Source organism: Amaricoccus macauensis, from assembly GCF_014201905.1.
Lineage (GTDB): Bacteria > Pseudomonadota > Alphaproteobacteria > Rhodobacterales > Rhodobacteraceae > Amaricoccus > Amaricoccus macauensis.
In genome coordinates, this window is sequence record NZ_JACHFM010000001.1 from 303,513 (window position 1) to 318,332 (window position 14,820).

Sequence of the window (14,820 nt, forward strand, 5' to 3'; positions counted from 1 at the left end):
GATCCGGCCGCCCCTTCCCTTTAAAACCGCGCTACGTGTCGACGGAAACCTGCGAAAGCTTCAGGATAGTATTGTCCTGTGGCTTCCTCTTGCCAGGCTCCAGATCGAACGTCAGCACGCCACGCCTCTTCATGTCGACAACGATGTCTCTGGCGTCGGTCATGCGGATTGGCACCTCGCTCATGGCGTGGAGAGCAGCCGCCCTGAAGACAGCAGATGGGCGGGATTGGAGAAACTCAGTGACCCGCTCCTCGGCAAGGGTCCTGTACTTGGTGCATCCCACCCCCTTGATGCCTTGAACCATTGCGGCGAGGTCATCGTCCGAAAAGAGACGCACCTGCATTGGGTCGGTGCGTCGAAGCTCATCCCGGAGCTTGATCTCTTCTAGCTCCACGATCCGCTCAACCTCGCGAAAGACCTCAAGGCCCCTTTCGTTCTTCGTGCCGAGTACGAGCCTCATCTTCAGGCGATCCTCGCGCGGTAGCATGATCGAGAAGTCAGGAAGATAGGTCGCAAGGCCCTCTTCACGGATACGCTCCTTCAAAAGATGAAGTATACGGTACTCGTTGCCGATATTGCAGGGCAGCGATGCCCAACGGGCCTTCCACCTCGGATCAGCAAGAAAGCGACCAAACGAGCCCTCGACCGGAGGGTGCTCGCTGTGGCGATTGATGTGATCTGCCATGAAGTTCAGGAGGAACTCGCCCTTTTGCCGGCGCAGAAATTGGAAGATGTCCTCGGTTCGGATGTCCCATCCAGTTGGGTCGATGAAGGTGAACGTGAAGCCGTCAGGGATTTTCGACGCGACAGCGTCCAGGTTGTCCTCGAACCGCCCTTGAAAGACATGGATCTCGTAGTTGCCTTTGCTTTGGGCATATGTGCGCAGCCGATTTGTCGCTTCTGGGTCGAGCTCGCAGAAGCAGAAGCGCAGCTTTAAGCGCCGGCCACCCTTCGCCAGCTCGGCGCGAACCGCCTCAAGGGTGTCGATCGCCTGATCAAAGGAAGCGTCGGAATACTTCGCCTCGTCTCGGACCTTCCAAGGCCCTGCAAACGCATCGACAAAATTGAACGTGGAGTACGCCTGAAGGACCTTGAACGCCGCAGTCTGCAAGTATCGGGTTAGAAACTGGTGCTTGATGTAGCTCTGTTCCCGCCCGGAATACAGTGCGATGTCCGCCGGCATGCGTACCTCGTTAGGTGCGTAGCTCCTGAACGATCGATATTGGCACGATCCGCCAGGGAAAGCCATTCCACTCCTCACCTTCGAGAAGCCTGCCGCCGGACTTCGGGCGAGCTCCGCCCCATTGCTTGAAGAAGAACGCGACATCGAAGTGCTGACACGCCAGCCGGAGCTCGGTCGCCCAGTCGGGGCGCATGGCCCGGGCCCGGGGTCCGCTCTCCCCGCCGACGATTGCCCATGCGATGCCGGTGAGCTCCACATTGCCGATCGGCCCAAGCAGGGGCTCGAACGAGATGAAGCGCGCCTCCGAGTTGATCTGGCGCAGGTGGTCAATCCGGCCCTTGTGCGCCGCGTCCTCAACGGACACGCCGAGCCAGATGTGGGTTGGCACCTTCCCTCCAGCATACCTCGCCCTGACGTAATTTCGCATCAGGGAGCTCCGCTTGGTCAGCACCTGGTAGACGTGCCAGTCAGCTACCTCCATCGTTTCGAACACTCGGTCGATGTGCCTGCGGTCGACGTCCTTATGGAAGAGATCGCTCATGGAGTTCACGAAGATCATGCGCGGCTTCTTCCAGAGCAGCGGTTGCCGGAGGCGAGCGGGCCAGAGGCGGAGGTCAAAGCCCTGCTCATACGGGTGACCGGGGATGCCACGCCACCGCTCGGCAAACCTCTCCGCGTAGCAGTTGTCGCAGCCAGGGCCGACCTTCGTGCACCCCGTCACGGGGTTCCAGGTGGCATCGGTCCATTCGATCTCGGATTTCTGCGCCATGCCTCAACTCACAGTTTTTACCGGCCACTATAGCCGTTTCTTGGAATGAACGGAAAGCATTGAGTGAGGCAGCCGCGGCTCTGTCGGCGGGCGAACTCGGCGATCGACTGTGGGCCACCACGCCCTTTGTGTCTCCGGTCAACGCTCGGGCTTGGAAAGGCTCGGTCCAAAGCGCCGCTGCCCCTCCCACTCAAGCGGAAACCCCGCCAACAGATCGTCCAGTTGGATCTCGGCCAGCTGCCGCCCGTCGAGGATGGCTTCTACGATCTTCGGTGCCAGCAGGGTCAGCCGCAGGATGGAGCTGACGTAGGACTGCGGGAGGCGCTTGGCCGCGGCGAGATCTTCGATCGTCTCGTGTACACCTTCGTCCAGCATCTTCCGCCACCGGAACGCCCGCGCCAGCGCCTTGACCATGGCGTTGTCGCTCTGAGGCCGCGGTGCCCACGGCGCCCCATCCGGCATGACCACCAAGTCTGGTTGAAGCATTGGATAAGCGTGCCGGTGGAGAGCCGGTCTCTAAATAGCTAAGAAAAACGCGCGCCTTCCGCGCGCTGCTGCGGCAGGCGAGGTCGCGGGTGACTGCCGCAGACCGGCGGCGGATTTTCTGCCCTTTTATCCAAGGAAATTAAAGAGTGCTATGGGACTCTGACTCCGTTAGTCCTGGTTCGAATCCAGGTTCCCCAGCCAATCCTCCACAAGTCATTGATCCAACCGCGCTTCACCGGGAAACCGGTGCGATTCCGGGCGCGTGTGCCAGCGCGCTATGCCACGGGCGCTGTGAAGCCCGCGGCGCATGGGCCCGCGTGCCGCGACCGCCCGCTCCTGTCTCAGTCCGCAGGTGGGACGCGTCCGCGGCTCGTGACGAGGCCCGTGGTCGGACGCGCCAGGAGCCGGGCTTCCCAGGTCTCGAGCAGTTCGTCACGGGTCCGGAGCGGGCAGCCGCCGCAGTATCCCTTGTCCGGCACACGGTAGATCAGGCAGCAGGTGCCGCGGCGAAAGATGACCCCCTCGCGCTCGCCGGCCTGCTGGAGCTGCATGTCGCCGGATACGCCCTGACCGGCAATCTCCGCCGTCGTGCGCTCAAGGAACTCCAGCGCGATGCGGCTGACCGTCTGCCATGGCGCAGCACTCTGGGCGTCGATGAAGCTCAGCGCTGCACCGATCTGCGATGCCACCGAGCCCTTCGCCACGGGCAGGCCGAGCTTGCCGAAGGGTCGCAGGCGCGTCATCAGCGGCAAGAGGTGACGGGTGAGGAGCACCTCGATTGCGGCCCCGGCGAGATCCGCGACGGGGACGACCTCGGCGTCAGTCATGCTGTCGCCCGGCAGGGCATAGACCCGGGGCACCCTCATCGTGACGTCCTGCGGACGGCCAATGGCGTTGAAGCGCAAAGACAGATTGGCTGCCGACACGTCCGGGATACGCCCGTGCAGAACCCATGCCGCCAGCATCGGTGCGGCCACGCGATAGGCGTAGCTGTGCAGGTAGAGGACGGTCGCGACCCGGTCCTCGTCAGTTCCGACGTCGCGCCCGCGGTCGGCGATGCCGCGCGACAGGTCGGCGTCGGTCAATCCGTCAGCGGGCAGCCCGTCGGCGGTCAGTCCGTCGGCGGGCAGTCCGTTGGCGGGCATCGAGCCGCGCGCCGCGTCTGCGACGGAGAGGATGAACCGCTCCCCGATCTCAGCCACGACCGCGAGGGTAGCGGCGAGGGTGTCCGGCCGATCCGGCCAGGTGAGCGGCGCGTCGAGCGGCCAGGGGCCGACCGGGATCCGCTCGGCGGGGATCGTGCGGAAGCCGGAGTCAGTCATCGTCATCCGTCATTCCTGCTGACAGCAAGCCGCGGGCTTGCCTGTGGTGGCGTGAAGGGAAAGGGCAGAACGTTCCCGAGGAGCGACCGCGTGACGTCGCTGGTGGAGTGGTCGAGCACGTCGTCCACCGCTCCGGTCTCGACCACCCGTCCCGCGTCGATCACGACGACACGGTGGCAGATGTCGCGGACGACGGCGAAGTCGTGGGTTATGACAAGAAAGCTCAGTCGCCTCTGCCGGTGCAGGTCGTGGAGCATCCTCAGGATGCGCGCCTGTACCGAAACGTCGAGCGCGGACAACGGCTCGTCGAGGACCAGGAGCTTCGGCCCCGGGGCGAGGGCGCGGGCAATGCAGATGCGCTGGCACTGCCCGGTGCTGAGTTCATGCGGGTAGCGCGCGAGCAGGTCGGGCGCGAGCGACACCTGATGCAGGAGGGCCTCGAGCTCTGCCGTCCGCGCCGGCCGACCGGTTCGGCCCGACCAGTTGTCAAGCGGCTCGGACAGGATCGCGCGCACGGTCCAGCGCGGGTTGAGGCTCGACCGGGGGTCCTGGAACACGGTCTGGATCTCGCGCCGTGCGAGCCGGCGGACCGTCCGGTCGGCGAGCGAGCGGCCCTCCCAGCGGATCGTGCCGCTGTCGGGCCGTTCGAGACCGAGGATGCAGCGGGCGATGGTGCTCTTGCCCGATCCCGACTCGCCGACCAGCCCGACGATCTCGGACGCACCCACATCGAAGGACACGTCCGCGACCGCCGGCCGGCCGGCGCCGAAGTTTCTGGTGATACCTTCCAGTGACAGCATGGATCAGGTTCCCGTTGCCTGCATGAGCTCTCGCCGCCGCCCCGGAATCGCGGCCATCAGCTCGCGCGTGTAGGGCTGGCGGGACGTGGTGAAGACCGTTTCGGTCGGCCCCTCCTCTACCACCCGCCCCTCCTTCAGGATCACCACCCGGTCGGCGACCCGCGACACGACGCGCAGGTCGTGCGACACGAAGAGCAGACCGAGGCCATAGCGGCCCTGCAGGTCGCGCAGCAGGTCGAGGATGCGGAGCTGCGTCGAGACGTCGAGCGCCGTGGTCGGCTCGTCGGCGATCAGGAGCGAAGGGCGGTTGACGAGACCCATCGCGATGACGACCCGCTGCCGCATCCCGCCCGACAGTTCATGCGGATAGCGCTCCGTCACGCTCTCCGGCAGGTGGACCTCCCGCACGATCTCGCGAACCCGGGCTTCGATGGCTTCAGGGGAGGCCGCGGAATGCACCGCCATGACCTCGCCGATCTGCTCGCCGATCCGCAGCACCGGGTTCAGGGCGGAAAGCGGGTCCTGACTGACAAGTGAGACCGCCCGGCCGCGAACGTCGCGCCAGTCATCCCATGTCCAGTCGCCGGTCCCCGCGCCGAAGAGCCTGACCGAGCCGGCCGTCAGCGCCAGCGGCCGCCGGGTCAGGCCGAGGGTGAGCGCGGCGAGCGTGCTCTTGCCCGACCCGCTCTCGCCGATCAGGCCGACGCATTCACCCTGCCTCACGCTCACGCTGACGCCGTCGAGGATCCGGCGCCCGAAATAGGGCGAGCGGGGATCAGTGACATCGACGGTGACCCGATCCAGGGCCACCAGCGGTTGCTCCGCCGCGGATGGCTCCCTCACGGAAGTCCTGGGCAGGCGGCGCGCTCCGGGCCTGCCGGGGCGAAGCCAGTCGGACGGGCCGTGGACCGGACGGCCCTCGGCGCTGTCGCGCACGATGTCGCCGAAGTAGTTGGCCGCGAGCACCACGAGAAAGATCGCGCCGCCGGGCGCCAGCACCAGCCAGGGCGCGAGTTCCATCATCGCCCGGCCCTCGTTCAGCATTGCGCCCCATTCGGGCCGTGGCGGCGCCACGCCGAGGCCGAGGAAGGAGAGCGCCGAGATGGCGAGGATCAGGTTGCCGAGATCGAGCATCGCCAGCACGAGGATCGGCCCGAGCAGGTTGAGGCCCACGTGGTGAACCAGCACCTTCCAGGTGGGCGTGCCGATTGTCCGGGCGGCCAGGACGTAGCCCTCCCGCCTGATCTGCAGTGTGAAGGCCCGGATGATCCGCGCGTAGGCAGGCCATGCGACGGCCGAGACGGCGATGATCAGCGGGACCATGCCGCCGCCCATCAGCGCCGCCACCGCGATGGCGAGAACGAGGCGTGGAAAGGCGAGGAGCACGTCGACGATCTTGGTCAGGACGATGTCGACCGCGCCGCCGAAGTAGCCGGCCGCGATCCCGACCGTCACGCCGAGCGCCATCACCACGACAACGGCGACCGCTGCAATCGAGAGCGAGGCCCGGCCGCCATGCAGCAGGCGCGCAAGGACGTCGCGCCCGAAATCGTCGGTGCCGAGCGGATGCGCCAGACCCGGCGGCAGAAGCATGTTGGCGAAGTCCGTGGCGGTGGGGTCGGCGTCGGTGATCCATGGCGCCATGAGGCAGAGGGCGACGAGGATGCCGACCATGGCGAGCAGCACCAGTCCGGGCGGATCGTGCCGCAGCGTGCCGAGGAGGTTGCGAGTCAGGCGCTCAGACACGGGCCGCATCCTCCACACGGACCCGCGGGTCGAGGAAACGGTAGAGGATGTCCACGACGTAGTTCAGCCCGACGAACAGGGCCGCCATGAACAGCGTGAAGCCCTGAATGACCGGATAGTCGCGGCCGCCGATTGCCTCGATCATGTAACGGCCGACACCGGGCCAGGCGAAGACGGTCTCGACCACGACCGCGCCGCCCAGCAGCCCGCCGGCGACCAGCGAGGACGAGGTCAGCACCGGCACCATCGCCGGGCGCAGGGCGTGCCGGAACAGGAGCCGGCCGCGCGGCAGGCCCTTTGCCTCGGCCATCAGTATGTAGGGCTGCGACAGCGTGTCGAGCAGGCTCGCGCGCAGGAGCCGCGACGTGGTGGCGGCAATGCCGGAGCCGAGGGTCAGCGCCGGCAGGAGGATGCTCTCCGGGCCCTGCCGTCCGATCGCGGGCAACCAGTCGAGCCTGATCGCGAACAGGTAGATCAAGAGGACACCAAGGAAGAAGCTGGGCAGCGACTCGCCGAGCAGACTGAGGATGCGTGTGACGTGGTCGGCCGGGCGCCCGGCATGGAGCGCGCCGATGATGCCGCTCGGCAGCGCGATCGCGAACATGACGACGAGCGCGGCGCCCGCCAGCATCAGCGTGCCGGGGATGCGCTGAGCCAGTTCGTCGAGGATCGGCTGGCGGCTGCGGAGCGACGTCCCGAGATTGCCCTGGAGTATCTCCGTGAGCCACGAGACGTACTGCACGTGCAGAGGATCCGACAGGCCGAGCTTGTCCCTCAGTTCCTCGATGTCGGCTGTGGTGATCCCGGCGCTGCTCGCGCCGGGATCGAACATGGTCAAGAGGACGGCGGTCGCCGGATCGCCGGGGATCAGCCTGAGCAGCAGGAATACCACCACCGAGATCCCGAACAGCACCGCGACGGCCGCGACCGCCCGCCAGAGCGCATAGCGCAGCATGTGATGACTACTCAGCCGCGATGTACATGCCCGGCACGATATCGTTGGGGCGCTCCGGATCGACCCCGCGCACGTCGCCGGCATGGGCGATGGAGAGCATCGCCGCGTTGGAGACGTAGAGCAGTGCGGTATCGTTCATGACGATGTCCTGAATCTGCCGGGCAAGGTCGAAGCGTCGCTCCTGCTCCGTCTCGGCGCGGAGTTTCCCGAGCAGGGCGTCAACTTCCGGGCTCGAATAGGACTGCCAGTTCCGGACTGAGTCCGTGTGATACCACTGGTGCAGCGTGCCGTAGAGATCGCCGGTGGCCGTCGGGCAGGAGCAATAGGTCGCGATGTCGAAGGCGCCGTCGAGCATGATCTGGTTCGACGCCGCCGGCTCGACCACCTGCAGGTTCACCCGCACCCCGATCTGGCGCCACTGGGACTCGAGGGCCACGGCCACCGTGTTCCACCACCCGTAGGTCAGCAGCCCGAATTCCAGCGGCTTGCCGTCTTTCACGCGGATCCCGTCGGGACCGGGCGTCCAGCCCATTTCGTCGAGGATGGCATTCGCGCGGCTCGCGTCCGACGCCTGCGGGCGGTCGATGGCATAGGGCAGGCCGGCGGGGAAATGCCCGGTCGGCGACACCGCGAAGGGCGCCATGATGGAGGTCACGATCTCGTCGCGATCGACCCCGAGGCTGAGGGCCTCGCGCATGCGAGGGTCGGCAAGAAGCGGATGATCGTAGTTCATCCAGACGTTCCAGGTGTTGCGCGCCCGTTCGACGATGTTGATCCCGTCGTTGCGCAGATAGAGGCGCAGTTGTTCGAACTGCACGTTGGCGTCCATGTCCGCCTCACCGGAGAGCATGGCGAGATAGCGGGTCTGCGGATCGACGACAAAGCGCGCCTCGATGCGCTCCAGCCGCGGGCGCTCGCCGTGGTATCCGTCGAAGGGCACGCCGGTGATCAGCTCGCCCGAGACGAACTCGACCGGCCGGAAGTAGCCGGACATGTCGCCCGTGGTGGCGTAAGCATCGCCGAGCGTCTCGATGGCCGCCACGTTCTCGATGGGAAGGGTCGTCAGATTGTAGAGGAAGGCCGGATCCTCGCTCGGTGTTCTGATCTCGAGCGTCGTCGGCCCGACCGCCGCGAAGGAAACCCCGCCGAGCACGGACGTTGCCCGCGAGTTGTCGCTCTGGTGACGGCTGAGCGAGGCCGCCACGGCCTCAGCCGTCACCGGAGTTCCGCTCCAGAAAAACCCATCCGGCTGGAGTTCGACACGCCAGAGCGTCGGCTCCACCAATTCCCAGCTCGTGGCGAGGGCCGGAATGAGCTGGGTGCCGTCGGCGGACTGATGGACGAGCGGTTCGGCGAAGCCGTTGTTGATCAGGCGCTGCGCGTCGATATTGGTCGGATCGAGCGACCGGGGCATGTTGGCGGTGACGAGACGCAGCACCTGCTCGTCCGCCGGCGCCATGTCATCCTGAGCGTAGGCAGCGCCGGAAAACCCGAGGACCGCGGCAATCGCAGCGGCCCGGAGGGCGCGCAGGGAAATCCGGCGCTCCATGCCGCCACCGGGCCGGATGGCCGCGAGGCAACCGGAGCGGATCGCCATGAGGTGCACCGGAAGGCCCGTCCCATGCACCGACGGCACGTTCTCGTGAGCGCCGCGTGGCCATGCCGCGGCCGGAACCGCCGGTTCAGGTTGGGTGGGGTCCGCCCCGGTGTGAGGGCGAAGTGAATGCTTGTCCATGCTGCCTCCCGCAGTCGCGCGGGGGCACGGTCAAGGCTGTCGAAATGTCGGCGCAAGCCGTAGACCACATCTCAGCTCCCCTGCCGGGGCACCCCGCCCGGGTTGAGTTTCAGTGAGATGGCAGGTCTCCTGACTCACGGCTTGCCGCGGCGCTGCGCCTTCCCGGATCACGAGGATCCAGTGACATATGCAGGCCACCTGCCGTTCACAGTTGCGGGGGCAGTCACGGGTTCGGCGCCGACCGGCATCCTCACCGTGTTCCCTTTTCATCCCCTTGGCGCGAACCGCAGGGAACCATCGCGCGCAACATCGTTCGACCTCATGGCCGTGTCAACGGGTCGTTTCCATTATTCAGTCCTGAAGAACAACAGAATGGAACGAACGCCCCGGACTCCGCTCGGACGGTGGCAATGCCAGCTCCGCGGGACTGGCACTTTCGGGCAACGATGACAGCGGTGACCATGGACAATAGGGACGTCGCGCTCCGTGACCAGCAACACTGATCACCGCCGGGATGCGCTCCGTGCGGAGAGCATCCCGCAGGAACGGCTCCGCTTGTCGCCGCGCGAGGGACCTTCATTCGCGGCATCGAACATCTTCCGGCGATACCCGAATTCGACACGCGCCCTTGCCCTCGATCGGGCAAACCTCGTCTTTGGGGGCCTGTCATCAAGCTGAGCGACCTCCCCCCGGTCGTGTCGCGTTGCGCGGCCGAAGCTTCGGGACGGACGTCTCAGAATGGCAGGCCGGTGCCCGTGGCCAGGCCGGCCGGGACGTCGTCCGTCCGGCTCCAGGAGTCGATTCGACTGTCAATGGGGCCGAGGCTGCAGGTGATCTCGAAGGCATCGATCAGGGCGGCGGGGCCTTCGAGCAGGACGACCACGGCGTCGTCCTCGTCCCGGATGAAGCCCGTCAGACTGAGGCGAAGTCCGCGAGCGCGCGCGAAGCGGATGAAGGGCGAGCCGAGGCGCCCGGTGAACCGCAGCTCGGCTATCCTGATCTCGTCTCCGCCCGGCTCGCCAATCGGGCCGCTGAAATAGTCCATCCCCACTCCTCCGCCGAGGCGCGCCCGGGGTCGGCCGGGCGGCCCCTCCTTGCTGCTCGTGTCAGTTCGGCAGCGAGCCGCTCAGGCCCTCGACCAGCCAGTTCATCGAGAAGATCTCCGGATCGGGGAGAGCCTCGCCCGCCGCCACCCGCTCCTTGCCCGACTGGTCACGCAGCGGGCCAGTGAAGACATGAGCCGCGCCGCTCTTCAGGTCGGCCTCGACCCTGGCGATCTCGGCGCGCTGCTCCTCGGTGAGATCGCCACCCCAGGCCGTGACCGAGACGGTGCCGTCCGCGAGCCCGCCGCGGAAGTCGGCTCCCTTGAAGGCCCCGTCGAGCGCGGCGCCGACGCTCCGGACGAAGTAGTCCCCCCAGTCGTAGGTCACCGAGGCGAGCACCGCGTCGGGGCCGTGGGAAGACATGTCCGAGGCGGTGTTGACCACTCGCACGCCTTCCGCCTGCGCGACGTTGACCACCGACGGGGTGTCCTGATGCAGCGAGAAGAGCACGTCCGCCCCCTGCGAGATCAGCGCACGCGCCGCATCCTGCTCCTTCGGCGGATCAAACCAGGTGTTGAGCCAGACAATGCGGATATCGACGTCGGGGTTCACCTTGCGGGCGGCAAGGGTGACGGCATTCACCTCGGCAATGACCTCGGGAACCGCAAAGGCTGCAACGATACCAATGCTGTCGCTCTTGGTCACCATGCCCGCGGCAAGGCCGGTCAGGTAGAAACCTTCGTAGCTCCGCGCGGTGAACGTGCCGAAGTTTGCTGCCTGCTTGAAGCCGCTCGCGTGGAGGAACGAGACCTCGGGGTGCTGCCGCGCCAGCCGCAGGCCGTCGTTCATGTAGCCGAAGGATCCGAGCACCACGAGCTTCGCGCCGTCGGTGACGAGCTGGTTCATCACCCGGGCCGCATCCGGGCCCTCGGTGATGTTCTCGACCACCGCCGTGCGGACCTTGTCACCGAAGGCCTCGACGACGGCCTCCCGGCCGAGATCGAGCTGCTTCGCCCACCCGACATCGGACAAGGGCGAGGGATAGATGAAGCCGATCAATGCCGGCTCGGCCGTCGCGGTCCCGCCCACCGCGGTCATCGCGGCCGCGACGGCAAGGACGCCGCTCAGTAGGGTCTTGCGCAAGGGTGTTCCTCCCAATTTCTGGTTATTGCGAGCCGGCATAGACCCGGCCGAGAGAGACCGGCGCGTTCAGCCGGATGCGCCGTCCGTCCATCGACAGGAGCGTGATGGCGATGATCGTGGCGATATAGGGAATGCTGGTCAGGAGCTGCGACGGCGCGGAGATGCCCATGCTCTGCACCAGAAGCTCGGCGATCGCCGCCATGCCGAAGAGACAGGCGCCGAGTACCACGCGCTCCACCCGCCACATGGCGAAGACGACGAGCGCGATGACGATCCAGCCGCGCCCGGCGATCATGCCGTCCGACCACAGGGTCGAGGAGACGACCGAGATGAAGGCGCCGGCAATCCCGGCCATGAAGCCGCCGACGAGCACCGCGAGGAAGCGCACCCGGACCACGTCATAACCGACCGCATGAGCCGATTCCGGCGACTCCCCCACCGCGCGGATCACGAGCCCGAGCTTCGTGCTGCGGAACATCCACCAGAGGAGCGCCGCGGCGAGGGGCGCGAGGTAGATGATGAGCGGATGGTTGAAGAGGCCGGGGCCGATGACCGGAATGTCGGAGAGGAAGGGCAAGGGCGTCCTCGCCATCGGCGCGACGGTCATGCCCTCGTAGGGCGACCCGATGAGCCCGGAGAGCCCGAGCCCGAGGATCCCGACCGCGATGCCCGCCGCGACCTGATTGCCGAGGGCGATCAGCACGACGGTGGCGAAGACCACGGAGAGCAGCATCGCGGCGACAGCGCCGGCGAGCAGCGCCAGCCAGTGATTGCCCGTCAGCGTGACGACGATGAAGCCGGTGGCCGCGGCGAGGGCCATCATTCCCTCGATGCTGAGATTGAGCACGCCCGACTTCTCGACGAGAAGCTCGCCAAGGGCAGCGATCAGGAGCGGCGTCGCCGCGAGGACCGTGCCGGAGAGGAGAAAGGTCAGTGAATCCATTGGTTCCCTGCCAGCATCAACGGGTGGAAAGCTTCGGGGCGGACCGCCACCGAACGCGATAGTCGACGAAGAGACGCGCGGCGATGTAGGAGACGAGCAACACGCCCTGGAGGATCGAGATCACCGCGTAGGGAACTCCGGCGGAGGCCTGAGCGATGTCGCCCCCGACGTAGATCACCGCCATGAACAGCGCGGCGAAAAGGATGCCGACCGGGTTCAGGCCGCCGAGAAAGGCGACGATGATGGCGGCAAAGCCGTAGCCGGGCGAGACCACCCGCTGCAGCTGGCCGAGCGGCCCCGCCACCTCGAAGACACCCGCGAGACCGGCGGCCGCACCGCCGATCAGGAGGCTGAGCCAGACCGCGCGCTTCTCGCTGAAGCCCGCGTAGCGCGCGGCCTCGGGAGCTACCCCGCCGACCTGCAGACGATAGCCGGTCATGCTGCGCTCGACGAAGGCCCAGGCCATGACCGATGCCGCGACGGCCACGAAGAGCCCGATGTTGACCCGGGCGCCGGGGAACAGCGTCGGGAGCAGCGCCACGTCGGGAAAGAGCGCCGACTGCGGGAAGTTGAACCCGAAGGGATCGCGCAGCGGTCCCGCGACCAGATAGTAGAGCAACTGCAGCGCGATGCTGTTCAGCATCAGCGTCACGAGGATCTCGTTGGCGTTGAAGCGGCTGCGCAGCACCGCGGCGATCGCGGCCCAGGCCATGCCGAAGCAGGTGCCCATCACCACCATCGCCGGCAGCAGGAGCGGGCTCGTGCTGTCGTTGAACCAGATCGGCAGCAGGCTGCCGCCGATGGCGCCGAGGATCAGCTGGCCCTCGGCGCCGATGTTCCAGATCTTGGCGCGGAAGCCGATCGCGAGGCCCTGCGCGATGAGAAGCAGGGGCGTCGCCTTCAGCAGCACCTCTCCGGCATTGAACGGCGTCGACAGCGGCGCGATCAGGAGCTGGTAGAAGGCGCTTCCCGCCGGCACCCCGAGAAGGGTGAAGAGGACAAGGCCCGCGAATACCGTGGCCGACACCGCGGCGAGGGGTGCGATGGGGCCGGTGATCGGAGTACGCTCCGTCCGCGGCTCGACGGTCCAGGGCGCGCGCATCAGGCGGCCGTCGCGATGCTGGGCGCGCTCAGGAAGCCGCCGGTCATGTAGTCGCCGATCCGTGCCGTATCGGCCTCGGCGCGGTCGAGCGAGGGGGACAACCGTCCGCGGAACAGCACCTGGAGGCGGTCGGCAACCTCGAAAAGCTCTTCGAGCTCCTCGCTGATGATCAGAATCCCGACGCCTTTGTCACGAAGGGTGATCAGCTCCTGCCGGATGGCCGCCGCAGCGCCGACATCGACGCCCCAGGTCGGTTGCGAGGCGACGAGCACCTTGGGGGCGAGACGGATCTCGCGACCGATGATGAACTTCTGCAGGTTGCCACCCGAGAGGCTGCGCGCCTCGGACTGCGGGCCGGCGCAGCGCACGTTCATCGCGGAGATGCAGCTCTCGGCGAAATGGCGGGCATGGCGCTGCGCCACGAAGCCGCGACGCACCAGCCCTGCGCCGTGGCCGGTCAGGAGAGCGTTCAGGGTCAGGCTCATTTCCGGCACCGCGCCACGGCCGTTGCGCTCCTCGGGCACGAATGCGAACCCCATCCGCCGTCGTTGCCCGGCATCCGCGTCGCCACAGCCGACACCGGCGATGCGGATGCGGTCACGCTCCGCCCGCGGCAGCAGGGCTTCGCCCGAGAGGAGCGCCGCCATTTCCCTCTGGCCGTTCCCCGATACTCCGGCGATGCCGAGGATCTCGCCCGGTCGCACCTCAAGGCCGATCTTCTCCAGCCGGGTGCCAAAGGGATCGTTCGGCGTGTGGTCGAGATCGCGCAACTCCAGAACCGCATCCTTGCCGGGACGCGCCGTCCGCCGTGTCGGGTGCGGGACGTTGCGGCCGATCATCAGGCGCGCGAGCGACTCGCTTGTTTCGGCGGTGGGATCGACCGAGCCGACGATCTTGCCGGCGCGCATGATGGTCGCGCGGTGGCAGAGGCTGCGGATTTCCTCGAGCTTGTGGCTGATGAAGAGCACCGCGCAGCCGCCGGCGGCCAGCTCGCGGATGGTCTCGAAGAGCGGCGCCACGCCGCTGGGCGGCAGGACGGACGTCGGCTCGTCCATGATGATGAGCCGGGGCGCCTGAAGCAGACAGCGGATGATCTCGGCCCGCTGGCGCTGCCCGACCGAGAGCGAATGCACGAGCGCCGCCGGATCGAGCGGCAGGCCGAAGCGTTCGCCGATCGCAGCGATGCGGGGCGCCAGCGTCGCGGGCTTCTCGTCGATGGAAAGCGAGATGTTCTCGGCGACCGTCAGGGTCTCGAAGAGCGAAAAGTGCTGAAAAACCATGCCAATGCCGAGGCGCCGCGCATGAGCGGGATCCCGGATCGTCACATCTTCGCCGTTCCATCGGATGCGGCCGGCGTCCGGCGCGAGAACCCCGTAGATCATCTTCATCAGGGTGCTCTTGCCGGCGCCGTTCTCGCCGAGGATCGCGTGGATCTCGCCCGGCATGATGCTGAGGGCGATGTTGTCGTTCGCCGTCATCGCACCGAAGGTCTTGGTTACACCCACCAGTTCGAGCAGCGGCACCGCCGGTGGCGCGGCTGAAGTGTTCGTGGTGGTCTCGTGCAGTGTCGTCATGGCATCCCCCCGATGCGTC

Annotated in this window: 13 protein-coding genes and 1 riboswitch; all 13 genes read right to left on the minus strand. The window is 67.0% G+C overall.

Annotated features, from left to right (window positions below):
- Nucleotides 1–31 precede the first annotated feature (31 nt).
- The 13 genes from tcmP to HNP73_RS01525 all read right to left on the minus strand — a co-directional run bounded on the left by tcmP (nucleotide 32) and on the right by HNP73_RS01525 (nucleotide 14,801).
- Nucleotides 32–1,183 carry a three-Cys-motif partner protein TcmP gene (gene tcmP, locus HNP73_RS01465; protein ID WP_184146412.1) on the minus strand — a complete coding sequence of 384 codons (1,152 nt, stop codon included), beginning with the start codon at nucleotides 1,181–1,183 and terminating at the stop codon, nucleotides 32–34.
- Nucleotides 1,184–1,193: 10 nt separating this feature from the next.
- On the minus strand, nucleotides 1,194–1,952 hold the full coding sequence (locus HNP73_RS01470; protein WP_184146414.1) for a DUF5131 family protein: 759 nt from the start codon (nucleotides 1,950–1,952) through the stop codon (nucleotides 1,194–1,196).
- 138 nt (nucleotides 1,953–2,090) lie between these two features.
- Nucleotides 2,091–2,366: a hypothetical protein gene (locus HNP73_RS01475; RefSeq protein ID WP_184146417.1), complete on the minus strand. Its 276-nt coding sequence runs from the start codon at nucleotides 2,364–2,366 to the stop codon at nucleotides 2,091–2,093.
- 413 nt (nucleotides 2,367–2,779) lie between these two features.
- Entirely contained in the window at nucleotides 2,780–3,766 is a 987-nt protein-coding gene (locus tag HNP73_RS01480; RefSeq protein WP_184146418.1) for a (2Fe-2S)-binding protein, read from the minus strand.
- Nucleotides 3,763–4,560, minus strand: coding sequence for an ABC transporter ATP-binding protein (locus HNP73_RS01485; protein WP_184146420.1), 798 nt, complete (start codon nucleotides 4,558–4,560; stop codon nucleotides 3,763–3,765). Before HNP73_RS01485 ends, HNP73_RS01480 begins: the two co-directional genes overlap by 4 nt.
- 3 nt (nucleotides 4,561–4,563) lie before the next feature.
- Nucleotides 4,564–6,306, minus strand: a complete 1,743-nt coding sequence (locus HNP73_RS01490; RefSeq protein ID WP_184146422.1) for an ATP-binding cassette domain-containing protein — start codon at nucleotides 6,304–6,306, stop codon at nucleotides 4,564–4,566.
- Entirely contained in the window at nucleotides 6,299–7,261 is a 963-nt protein-coding gene (gene nikB, locus HNP73_RS01495) for a nickel ABC transporter permease (protein ID WP_184146424.1), read from the minus strand. The genes HNP73_RS01490 and nikB overlap by 8 nt, the downstream gene beginning before the upstream one ends.
- A gap of 7 nt (nucleotides 7,262–7,268) precedes the next feature.
- Entirely contained in the window at nucleotides 7,269–8,858 is a 1,590-nt protein-coding gene (locus HNP73_RS01500; protein ID WP_184146426.1) for an ABC transporter substrate-binding protein, read from the minus strand.
- Between the two features lie 240 nt (nucleotides 8,859–9,098).
- Nucleotides 9,099–9,310, minus strand: a riboswitch (cobalamin riboswitch).
- A 419-nt stretch (nucleotides 9,311–9,729) separates the two neighbouring features.
- Nucleotides 9,730–10,041, minus strand: a complete 312-nt coding sequence (locus tag HNP73_RS01505; RefSeq protein ID WP_184146428.1) for an acylphosphatase — start codon at nucleotides 10,039–10,041, stop codon at nucleotides 9,730–9,732.
- A 61-nt stretch (nucleotides 10,042–10,102) separates the two neighbouring features.
- A complete protein-coding gene (locus HNP73_RS01510; RefSeq protein ID WP_184146430.1) occupies nucleotides 10,103–11,182 on the minus strand; it encodes a BMP family ABC transporter substrate-binding protein in 1,080 nt (359 codons plus the stop codon).
- Nucleotides 11,183–11,204: 22 nt separating this feature from the next.
- Nucleotides 11,205–12,125 carry an ABC transporter permease gene (locus HNP73_RS01515; RefSeq protein ID WP_184146432.1) on the minus strand — a complete coding sequence of 307 codons (921 nt, stop codon included), beginning with the start codon at nucleotides 12,123–12,125 and terminating at the stop codon, nucleotides 11,205–11,207.
- Nucleotides 12,126–12,141: 16 nt separating this feature from the next.
- Nucleotides 12,142–13,227 carry an ABC transporter permease gene (locus tag HNP73_RS01520; RefSeq protein WP_184146434.1) on the minus strand — a complete coding sequence of 362 codons (1,086 nt, stop codon included), beginning with the start codon at nucleotides 13,225–13,227 and terminating at the stop codon, nucleotides 12,142–12,144.
- A complete protein-coding gene (locus HNP73_RS01525; RefSeq protein WP_184146436.1) occupies nucleotides 13,227–14,801 on the minus strand; it encodes an ABC transporter ATP-binding protein in 1,575 nt (524 codons plus the stop codon). The genes HNP73_RS01520 and HNP73_RS01525 overlap by 1 nt, the downstream gene beginning before the upstream one ends.
- Nucleotides 14,802–14,820 lie beyond the last annotated feature (19 nt).

What these genes read in the sequence shown, in the direction of transcription:
- nikB (WP_184146424.1), bottom strand. Translation starts at nt 7,261, where the DNA reads ATGCTGCGCTATGCGCTCTGGCGGGCGGTCGCGGCCGTCGCGGTGCTG.
- tcmP (WP_184146412.1), bottom strand. Translation starts at nt 1,183, where the DNA reads ATGCCGGCGGACATCGCACTGTATTCCGGGCGGGAACAGAGCTACATC.
- HNP73_RS01470 (WP_184146414.1), bottom strand. Translation starts at nt 1,952, where the DNA reads ATGGCGCAGAAATCCGAGATCGAATGGACCGATGCCACCTGGAACCCC.
- HNP73_RS01485 (WP_184146420.1), bottom strand. Translation starts at nt 4,560, where the DNA reads ATGCTGTCACTGGAAGGTATCACCAGAAACTTCGGCGCCGGCCGGCCG.
- HNP73_RS01520 (WP_184146434.1), bottom strand. Translation starts at nt 13,227, where the DNA reads ATGCGCGCGCCCTGGACCGTCGAGCCGCGGACGGAGCGTACTCCGATC.
- HNP73_RS01475 (WP_184146417.1), bottom strand. Translation starts at nt 2,366, where the DNA reads ATGGTCAAGGCGCTGGCGCGGGCGTTCCGGTGGCGGAAGATGCTGGAC.
- HNP73_RS01480 (WP_184146418.1), bottom strand. Translation starts at nt 3,766, where the DNA reads ATGACGATGACTGACTCCGGCTTCCGCACGATCCCCGCCGAGCGGATC.
- HNP73_RS01515 (WP_184146432.1), bottom strand. Translation starts at nt 12,125, where the DNA reads ATGGATTCACTGACCTTTCTCCTCTCCGGCACGGTCCTCGCGGCGACG.
- HNP73_RS01500 (WP_184146426.1), bottom strand. Translation starts at nt 8,858, where the DNA reads ATGGCGATCCGCTCCGGTTGCCTCGCGGCCATCCGGCCCGGTGGCGGC.
- HNP73_RS01505 (WP_184146428.1), bottom strand. Translation starts at nt 10,041, where the DNA reads ATGGACTATTTCAGCGGCCCGATTGGCGAGCCGGGCGGAGACGAGATC.
- HNP73_RS01525 (WP_184146436.1), bottom strand. Translation starts at nt 14,801, where the DNA reads ATGACGACACTGCACGAGACCACCACGAACACTTCAGCCGCGCCACCG.